The sequence below is a fragment of the Sandarakinorhabdus sp. genome, from assembly GCF_032115815.1.
Classification (GTDB): Bacteria; Pseudomonadota; Alphaproteobacteria; order Sphingomonadales; family Sphingomonadaceae; genus Sandarakinorhabdus.
On the sequence record NZ_JAUMBI010000115.1, the window covers coordinates 1 to 8,192 of the forward strand.

Sequence of the window (8,192 nt, forward strand, 5' to 3'; positions counted from 1 at the left end):
ATCAAGGCTGGCCAGCTAGATGCGGGCCACCATTGCACCAGCTTGATTGAGGAGTGATTGCCATGCGTAACGAAGGCACAATTGATCGTGTTCTGCGGACGGGGCTGGGTATTGCCCTGATTTCTCTGGTGTTCGTGGGGCCACAAACCCCTTGGGGCTGGCTGGGGCTGGTGCCGCTGCTCACCGGAGTGATGGGTTTCTGCCCGCTGTATCGGCTGGTGGGGGTGAACACCTGCAAGCTGTAGCGATTGCTGGTGGCAAGGTTATGCTGCGGCCATGATTCGCCGCGCTGTCCTTGCTGCCGCCCTGATGGGGCTGGCCCTTCCCACCCTTGCACAAGAGGTGCCGGCCCCGCCGCCGCCACCGGCTGCACCCGAGCCGGCGACGGTCAAAGTGGTGATGACCACCGAATTGGGGCCCATCACCATCGCGCTGGAGACGGAGCGGGCGCCGGTGACCGCCGGCTATATCCTCAAACATGTCGATGAAAGGCGGCTGGATGGTGCCGCTTTCTATCGGGCCTACAAGATCACCCCCGATGGCAGCATCGGCCTGGTGCAGGCCGGCATCCAGGATGGCCGCAAGCTGCTGCCACCGGTGGCCCATGAACCGACGACAAGCACTGGTCTCACCCATGACGAAGGCGCTGTCAGCCTGGCCCGCGCGGCGCCCGGTACGGCACAGGCGCAATTCTTCTTCATCCTTGGCAGTCTGAAGGCGCTGGATGCCAACCCGGCCGGGCCGGGGGACAATCTTGGTTTTGCCGTGTTCGGGCGCGTCACCGAGGGCATGGACGTGGTGCGCAAGATATTGAACGTGCCGATCTCCGCCACCAAGGGCGAAGGTGTGATGAAAGGCCAGATGATCGAAGCGCCGGTGAAGATTGTCAGTGTGAACCGGCTGATCCCGTTGCCGAAACCAGTGGCGAAGTCGCCTGTGAAGAAGCCGCTGCCGAAACGCCGCTGATCAAACGTACGGCGGCGCGTACCAGCTCTTGGGCGACGCAGTGAAGATCTCGCAGCCGGTTTCGGTGATCCCGATACTGTGTTCGAACTGGGCGGAAAGCGATCGGTCCCGCGTTACCGCCGTCCAGCCATCATCCAACACCTTCACTGCCGGGCCACCGGCGTTGATCATCGGTTCGATGGTGAAGAACATGCCGGGTTTCAGAATGACGCCGCGCCCAGGCTTGCCGACATGCACGACGTTGGGCGCGGTGTGGAAATCCTGGCCAAGCCCGTGCCCGCAGAAATCGCGTACCACGGAAAAACGATTGCGCTCGGCGTGGGTCTGGATAGCGTGGCCGACATCGCCCAGCGTCTTGCCGGGCCGGGCCTGTTCGATGCCCAGCATCAGGCATTCATAGGTGACGTCAACCAGCTTGCGCGCCTTCAACGGCACGTCGCCGACCAGGAACATGCGGCTGGTGTCGCCATACCAGCCGTCCACCACCACCGTCACATCGATGTTGATGATGTCGCCGCTCTTCAGCTTCTTCGGCCCCGGAATCCCGTGGCACACGACATGGTTCACGCTGGTGCACAGCGAATGGGAATAGCCGCGATAGAATACGGTCGCCGAAGCGGCCCCGGTCGCGCGGACGAATTCCCACGCCATCGTGTCGAGATCGATGGTGGCGACTTCGGGCAGCACGTGCGGCGTCAGATGGTCCAGCACCTCGGCGGCCAGTCGGCCGGCCTTGCGCATGCCTTCAAAGGCGGCCGGGCCATGCAGGCGCAACTGGCCTTCATGCGGGTCCATCACCGTGGTATAGAGCGCTTGCGTCATCCTTTCGCACATAGGGATTTGGTCTGACAAAGTCCATCTTCACCATGGTCACGGCCGCCCGCCTGCGCTAAGTCGCCACTCATGAGCGACAGCAGCCGCATTTATACCGCCGCCCTGGTGATCATCGGAGACGAGATCCTCTCGGGCCGCACCCAGGACGCCAACACCGCCTATCTGGCGAAATGGCTTGGCGTGCAGGGTATCCGCCTGAAGGAAGTGCGCGTGGTGGCCGACGAGATGGACGCCATCGCCGAGGCCGTGAATGCGCTGCGGGTGAAGCATGATTATCTCTTCACCACTGGCGGCATTGGCCCGACACACGACGACATTACCGTGGATGCCATCGCCGCCGCGCTGGGCCTTGAGGTGATCATCCACCCCGACGCCCGCGCCATCCTGGCGGCGCATTATGGCGATCAGCTCACCGAAGCCCGCCTGCGCATGGCGCGCACGCCGGCCGGTGCCAGCCTGATCGAGAACCCGCGCACCAAAGCGCCGGGCATCCGGGTGGAAAACATCTTCATCATGGCCGGCGTGCCGATGATCACGCAGGGCATGTTGGCCTGGCTGGATGGGCAGTTGCCGGGCGGTGCGCCGGTGCTGTCGCGCAGTGTTGGCGCCTGGACGCAGGAGAGCAAGGCCGCGGAGATCCTGAAGCGCACCGAGAAGGAGAATCCCGGCGTGCAGATCGGTTCCTACCCGTTCTGGCGCGAGGGCAAGACCGGCGCCAATTTCGTCATGCGCTCCACCAGTGAAGCGCAACTGGCCGAGGTGGCGCAAAAGCTGATGGCAGCCCTGTCGGAAGCTGGTATCACTCCGGTTGACGGAGAGCTGTGAGGGTCAACATGGCAATCGTTCGCTGGATCTTCCTCGCCGCGATGGCGATCGTCTTCATCCTGCTGGCCGCGTCCAACTGGACACTGGTGCCCTTCATCCTGCCCGATGGCACGCCCAAGGCGCTGCCGCTGCCGATGCTGCTGGGCATTGCCTTTCTGGCCGGGGTCATCCCGACCTGGGCCTGGCACCGCCTGCTGCGCCCGCTGGCGACAAGCCGCCGTGTGCGCCCGGCCCGGGTCGAACAGACCCAGGTTGCTTCCCCGTCCAGCGGAGCCTGACGCCATGACCAATCCGGTGTTCGTGGCGGTTGATACGCCCGATGTCGCCGCCGCGCGCGCACTGGTGGCCGCTGTCGCGCCGCATGTCGGCGGGGTGAAGCTTGGGCTGGAATTCTTCTGCGCCCACGGCCCGGCCGGTATCGCCGCCGTGATGGAAGGCCAGTGGTTGCCGCTGTTCCTCGATCTGAAACTGCACGACATTCCCAACACCGTGGCCGGTGCGGTGAAGAGCCTGGCGCCGCTGGCCCCGTCCATCCTCACCGTTCACGCCGCCGGTGGCCACGCCATGCTGGCCGCTGCCCGCGCTGCCGCGTTGCCCGGCACGCGCGTGGTGGCTGTCACTGTGCTCACCAGCCTGGATGACGCTGATCTGCTCAGCGGCGGTGTGCCCGATGGTGCTGCCACCCAGGCTGCGCGCCTGGCCCGGTTGACGCGCGGCGCCGGGTTGAATGGTATTGTCTGCTCGCCGCACGAAGTCGCCGCCGTGAAGGCTGAATGGGCCGATGGCCTGTTCGTCGTGCCCGGCGTGCGCCCGGCCGGCAGCGACGTTGGCGATCAGAAGCGCGTGATGACGCCCGCCGAGGCCCTCAAGGCCGGCGCTGGCATCCTCGTCATCGGCCGCCCGATCACGTCGGCCCCCGATCCGGCCGCTGCGGCTGCTGCGATCGCAGCCAGCCTGTGACGCCCTTCAAGATCTGCGGGCTGTCCACGCCGGAAACCGTCGATGCCTCGGTCGCAGTTGGCGCGGCGCATCTTGGTTTCAACTTCTTTGCGCCCAGCCCACGCTTTGTTGAACCGGGCACCGCCGCATCGTTGATCGCCCGCGTGCCTTCTGGGGTGGGCCGGGTCGCCGTGCTGGTGGCGCCGGATGATGCGCTGGTTGCCGCCGTGATCGAAGCCGGCATCACCATCTTGCAGTTGCATGATGCCGGCGCAGAGCGGGTGGGTGAACTGAAATCGCGGTATAATCTACCGGTCTGGCTGGCGGCGGGGGTGAAGACCCGTGACGATATCCGCAGCGCCGAAAAGGCCGCAGGCCCGGCTGATCTGTTGCTCCTAGATGCCAAAGCGCCTAACGACGCTCCGCTTCCCGGCGGCAACGGGCTGGCCTTTGATTGGCAGTTGCTGATCGACACGCGGCCGGGACGGCGCTTTGGCCTGGCCGGCGGGCTTGGTATCGGCAATGTCGCAGATGCCATCCGCCGGGTGGCACCGGCGCTGGTGGATGTGGCATCAGGTGTGGAAGAGAGTGCAGGGGTGAAATCGGTGGACAAGATCAGGGCTTTTGCCAACGCCGTGAGGGCCGCATGAACGCTCCGACAGGCTCCCTGCGCGCCGGCCCCGATGCGAACGGCCATTTCGGCGAATTCGGCGGGCGTTATGTCGCCGAAACGCTGATGCCGCTGATCCTGGAACTGGAACAGGCCTATATCGCTGCCAAGGCCGATCCCGCTTTCCATGCCGAGCTGGACGATCTGCTCAAGCACTATGTGGGCCGCCCCAGCCCGCTCTATTTCGCGGAACGGCTGACCGATGAACTCCGTGGTGTGGCGGCCGCCCAAGGTCGGCCTGAGTGCGGTGCCAAGATCTACCTCAAGCGCGACGAGCTGAATCACACCGGCGCGCACAAGATCAACAATTGCATCGGCCAGATCCTGCTCGCCCGCCGTATGGGCAAGACGCGCATCATCGCCGAAACCGGTGCCGGCCAGCATGGTGTTGCCACTGCCACCGTGGCCGCGCGTTTTGGCTTGCCCTGCACCATCTTCATGGGCGCCCGCGATATCGAGCGGCAGGCGCCCAATGTGTTCCGCATGAAGCTGCTCGGCGCGGAAGTGCGTGCCGTAGAAAGCGGCAGCAAGACGCTGAAAGACGCGATGAACGAAGCGCTGCGCGATTGGGTGACCAATGTGCACGACACCTTCTACATCATCGGCACGGCGGCTGGCCCGCACCCATACCCTGAGCTTGTTCGCGATTTTCAGACGGTGATCGGCAAGGAAGCCCGCGCCCAGATTCTGGAACGGGAAGGGCGCTTGCCCGATCTGCTGGTGGCCTCAATTGGCGGCGGTTCCAACGCCATCGGCCTGTTCCACCCCTTCCTTGACGACAAGGACGTGCGCATCGTCGGCATCGAAGCTTCGGGCAAGGGCCTGACCACCCACGAACATGCGGCATCGCTGGCCGGTGGCCGCGCCGGGGTGCTGCATGGCAACAAGACCATGCTTCTGCAGGATGAAGACGGCCAGATCACCGAAGCGCACAGCATTTCGGCGGGCCTGGATTATCCCGGTATTGGCCCCGAACACGCCTGGCTGCACGCCATTGGCCGTGTCGAATATCAGAGCGCGACCGACACCGAAGCGCTCGAAGGCTTCCAGCTTCTGTGCCGCACCGAAGGCATCATCCCGGCGCTGGAACCGGCCCACGCCATCGCCGCCGTTGCGCGCATCGCTCCGACCATGGGCAAAGATCAGATCATCATCGCCAATCTGTGTGGCCGCGGCGACAAGGATATCTTCACCGTCGCCGCCGCGCTGGGAGTGACGATGTGAGCAGGGATCGTCTTTCCACCCGCTTTGCCGCCTGCGCTGCCGAAGGCCGCGCCGCGCTGGTGACGTTCGTGACAGCGGGCGATCCCGATCTGGCGACGTCGGCCGAAATCCTGGCCGCGCTGCCCGGCGCCGGGGCAGACGTGATCGAAATCGGCATGCCGTTCACCGATCCGATGGCCGATGGCCCGGCGATCCAGCGCGGCAATCTGCGCAGCCTTGCTGCCGGCACCACGCTGCGCAAGGTGCTGGCGATGGTGACGGCCTTCCGCGAGACTGATAACGCCACACCGATCGTGCTGATGGGTTATTTCAACCCGATCCTCGCCTTTGGCCCGGAACGCTTTGCCTCTGCAGCAAAATTGGCCGGCATTGATGGCTGCATCGTCGTCGATCTACCGCCTGAAGAGGGTGACGAACTGGCGCCCGCACTGGCTGCGCATGGCCTGCACCTGGTGCGGTTGGCGACGCCGACGACTGATGCGCACCGCTTGCCAACTGTGCTCAACGGCGCATCGGGCTTCCTCTATTATGTCGCGGTTGCCGGCGTCACCGGCGCCAACAGCGCGGCCGCAACCGATGTTGCCGAAGCCGTCGCCCGCCTGAAGGCGTCGACCAGTCTGCCGATCGCGGTCGGCTTTGGCGTGCGCACCCCCGATCAGGCCGCTGCCATCGCCACCCACGCTGATGCCGTGGTGGTGGGAAGCGCCATCGTTGACGCCATTGGCGCCGCTGCGGAAGAGCGCGCCAATGATATTCCCGCCCGCGTTGCTGCCCAGGTGGCGGCGCTGGCCCAGGCGGTGCGCACCGCCCGTCAGGAGAAAGCCGCATGAGCTGGATCACCCGCACCCGCCAACAATTGACCGGCTTCCTCGCCCGTCGCGACACGCCGGACAATCTGTGGACCAAGTGCAAGAACTGTGGCGCCATGGTCTATACCAAGGAATGGGAAGACAATGGCAGCGTCTGCCCGCGTTGTGATCATCATGATCGCATCGGGCCGCAGGCGCGCTTCACGCAGCTTTTTGATGGCGACTACAAGGTGTTGCCGGCGGCCAAGGTTGCCGAAGATCCTTTGAAGTTCAAGGATCAGAAGAAATACACTGATCGCCTGAAGGCCGCCCGCACGGCGACCAGCGAACCCGAAGCCATGATGATCGGCGATGGCCAGATCATGGGCCAGCGCGCCATCGTGGGCGTGCAGGATTTCGCTTTCATGGGCGGATCGATGGGCATGGGCGTGGGTGAGGCGTTCCTGTCCGGCGTGGAGGCCGCGCTGGCCGCCAAGGCGCCCTATATCGTGTTCACCGCCGCTGGCGGCGCCCGCATGCAGGAAGGCATATTGTCCCTCATGCAGATGCCGCGCAGCACGGTTGGCATCCAGATGCTCAACGAAGCCGGTCTGCCCTATATCGTTGTGCTCACCGATCCCACCACCGGGGGCGTGACGGCGAGCTATGCCATGCTGGGCGACATCCAGATCGCCGAGCCCAACGCCCTCATCGGCTTCGCCGGCCAGCGCGTGATCGAACAGACCATCCGCGAAAAGCTTCCAGAAGGCTTCCAGCGCGCCGAATATCTGCTCGAACATGGCATGCTCGACATGGTGGTGCACCGCCGTGACCTGAAGGAAACGCTGGGCCGGCTAATCACGCTGCTGATGGCGCGAAAAGCGGCGTGAGCCTGCCGCCTCCTCCTACCGGCGCGCGCATGCCGCCGGCGCGGTCTGACAACCCGCGGCTGGACGCATTGCTTCGCAAGGCGCACGATCTGCACCCCACCGAGATCGATCTCACGCTCGGTCGCCTCGAACGCCTGCTCGGCGCGCTCGGCAATCCGCACCACCTCTTGCCACCGGTGTTCCATGTCGCCGGCACCAACGGCAAGGGCAGCACCTGCGCCATGCTGCGCGCCTGCCTGGAAGCCGAAGGCCGGCGCGTGCATGTCTATTCCAGCCCGCACCTCGTCCGCTTCAATGAACGTATCCGGCTCGCCGGCCAGTTGATCGACGATGATGCGCTGATCGTGCTGTTGAACGACGTCATCAGCCGCAACGGCGAAGCGCCAATCACCTTCTTCGAATTGACCACGGCGGCCGCCTTTCTGGCCTTTGCCACAGTCGAGGCCGATGCCTGCATCATCGAAGTGGGCCTGGGCGGCCGCATGGACGCCACCAACATCATCCCTACTGCGCTGGTGAGCGGCATCGCGCAATTGGGCCTCGATCACACCCAATGGCTGGGTCCGACCATTCTCGACATTGCCCGGGAAAAGGCCGGTATCGCGCGCAAGGGCGTGCCGTTGGTGACCGGCCGTCACCCTGCCGCCGTGACCGCCCGCATTGCCGAAGTCGCTGGCCTCGCCGGTGCCAAGCTGCTCATTCGTGGGCAGGATTGGGATGCCGCGACCTATGAAGGCCAGCTGCATTACCGCGACGAAGCCGGCAAGCTGGCCGTCTCGTTGCCGCGCCTGGCCGGCATCCACCAGCACGACAATGCCGCGCTTGCCATCGCGATGCTGCGCGCCCAGACGGCGCTGCCGGTGAAGGATGCCGCCTATCGCGCCGGCATGGGCTGGGTGGAATGGCCGGCGCGCCTGCAGAAACTGGATAGCGGGCCCTTGTGGGAATTGCTGCCGGCGGGCAGCAGCCTGTGGATCGATGGCGGCCACAATCCTGCCGCCGGCCGCGCCCTGGCCGAAAGCGTGCGGCCCTTGCTGCAATCCGGCCAGCGCCTGC

The 8,192-nt window shown here is 65.1% G+C and carries 11 protein-coding genes; 10 read left to right on the forward strand and 1 reads right to left on the reverse strand.

The annotated features are described in order from the left end of the window. The first annotated feature begins 62 nt into the window (after positions 1-62). Positions 63-245 carry a DUF2892 domain-containing protein gene (locus RT662_RS07065; RefSeq protein WP_313670006.1) on the forward strand — a complete coding sequence of 61 codons (183 nt, stop codon included), beginning with the start codon at positions 63-65 and terminating at the stop codon, positions 243-245. Positions 246-276: 31 nt separating this feature from the next. Further along, positions 277-966 carry a peptidylprolyl isomerase gene (locus tag RT662_RS07070; RefSeq protein ID WP_313670007.1) on the forward strand — a complete coding sequence of 230 codons (690 nt, stop codon included), beginning with the start codon at positions 277-279 and terminating at the stop codon, positions 964-966. On the opposite strand, the gene map is transcribed toward RT662_RS07070, so the two are convergent. Beyond that, entirely contained in the window at positions 967-1,788 is an 822-nt protein-coding gene (gene map, locus RT662_RS07075) for a type I methionyl aminopeptidase (RefSeq protein WP_313670008.1), read from the reverse strand. Positions 1,789-1,869: 81 nt separating this feature from the next. Between map and RT662_RS07080 the strand changes: the two genes are divergently transcribed. The 8 genes from RT662_RS07080 to RT662_RS07115 form a co-directional block, all read left to right on the forward strand. Further along, the gene (locus tag RT662_RS07080) at positions 1,870-2,625 is read left to right on the forward strand and encodes a competence/damage-inducible protein A (protein ID WP_313670009.1); all 756 of its coding nucleotides are present in this window, start codon (positions 1,870-1,872) and stop codon (positions 2,623-2,625) included. An 8-nt stretch (positions 2,626-2,633) separates the two neighbouring features. After that, positions 2,634-2,903: a hypothetical protein gene (locus RT662_RS07085; protein WP_313670010.1), complete on the forward strand. Its 270-nt coding sequence runs from the start codon at positions 2,634-2,636 to the stop codon at positions 2,901-2,903. A 4-nt stretch (positions 2,904-2,907) separates the two neighbouring features. Further along, entirely contained in the window at positions 2,908-3,585 is a 678-nt protein-coding gene (pyrF, locus tag RT662_RS07090) for an orotidine-5'-phosphate decarboxylase (RefSeq protein WP_313670011.1), read from the forward strand. Then, on the forward strand, positions 3,582-4,214 hold the full coding sequence (locus RT662_RS07095) for a phosphoribosylanthranilate isomerase (protein ID WP_313670012.1): 633 nt from the start codon (positions 3,582-3,584) through the stop codon (positions 4,212-4,214). Before pyrF ends, RT662_RS07095 begins: the two co-directional genes overlap by 4 nt. Then, a complete protein-coding gene (gene trpB / locus RT662_RS07100) occupies positions 4,211-5,458 on the forward strand; it encodes a tryptophan synthase subunit beta (RefSeq protein WP_313670013.1) in 1,248 nt (415 codons plus the stop codon). Before RT662_RS07095 ends, trpB begins: the two co-directional genes overlap by 4 nt. Beyond that, positions 5,455-6,288 carry a tryptophan synthase subunit alpha gene (trpA, locus tag RT662_RS07105; protein WP_313670014.1) on the forward strand — a complete coding sequence of 278 codons (834 nt, stop codon included), beginning with the start codon at positions 5,455-5,457 and terminating at the stop codon, positions 6,286-6,288. The genes trpB and trpA overlap by 4 nt, the downstream gene beginning before the upstream one ends. Further along, a complete protein-coding gene (accD, locus tag RT662_RS07110; protein ID WP_313670015.1) occupies positions 6,285-7,136 on the forward strand; it encodes an acetyl-CoA carboxylase, carboxyltransferase subunit beta in 852 nt (283 codons plus the stop codon). The genes trpA and accD overlap by 4 nt, the downstream gene beginning before the upstream one ends. After that, the coding region (locus RT662_RS07115; RefSeq protein WP_313670016.1) for a bifunctional folylpolyglutamate synthase/dihydrofolate synthase at positions 7,133-8,192 on the forward strand (1,060 nt) is incomplete at its 3' end. The genes accD and RT662_RS07115, both read left to right, overlap by 4 nt.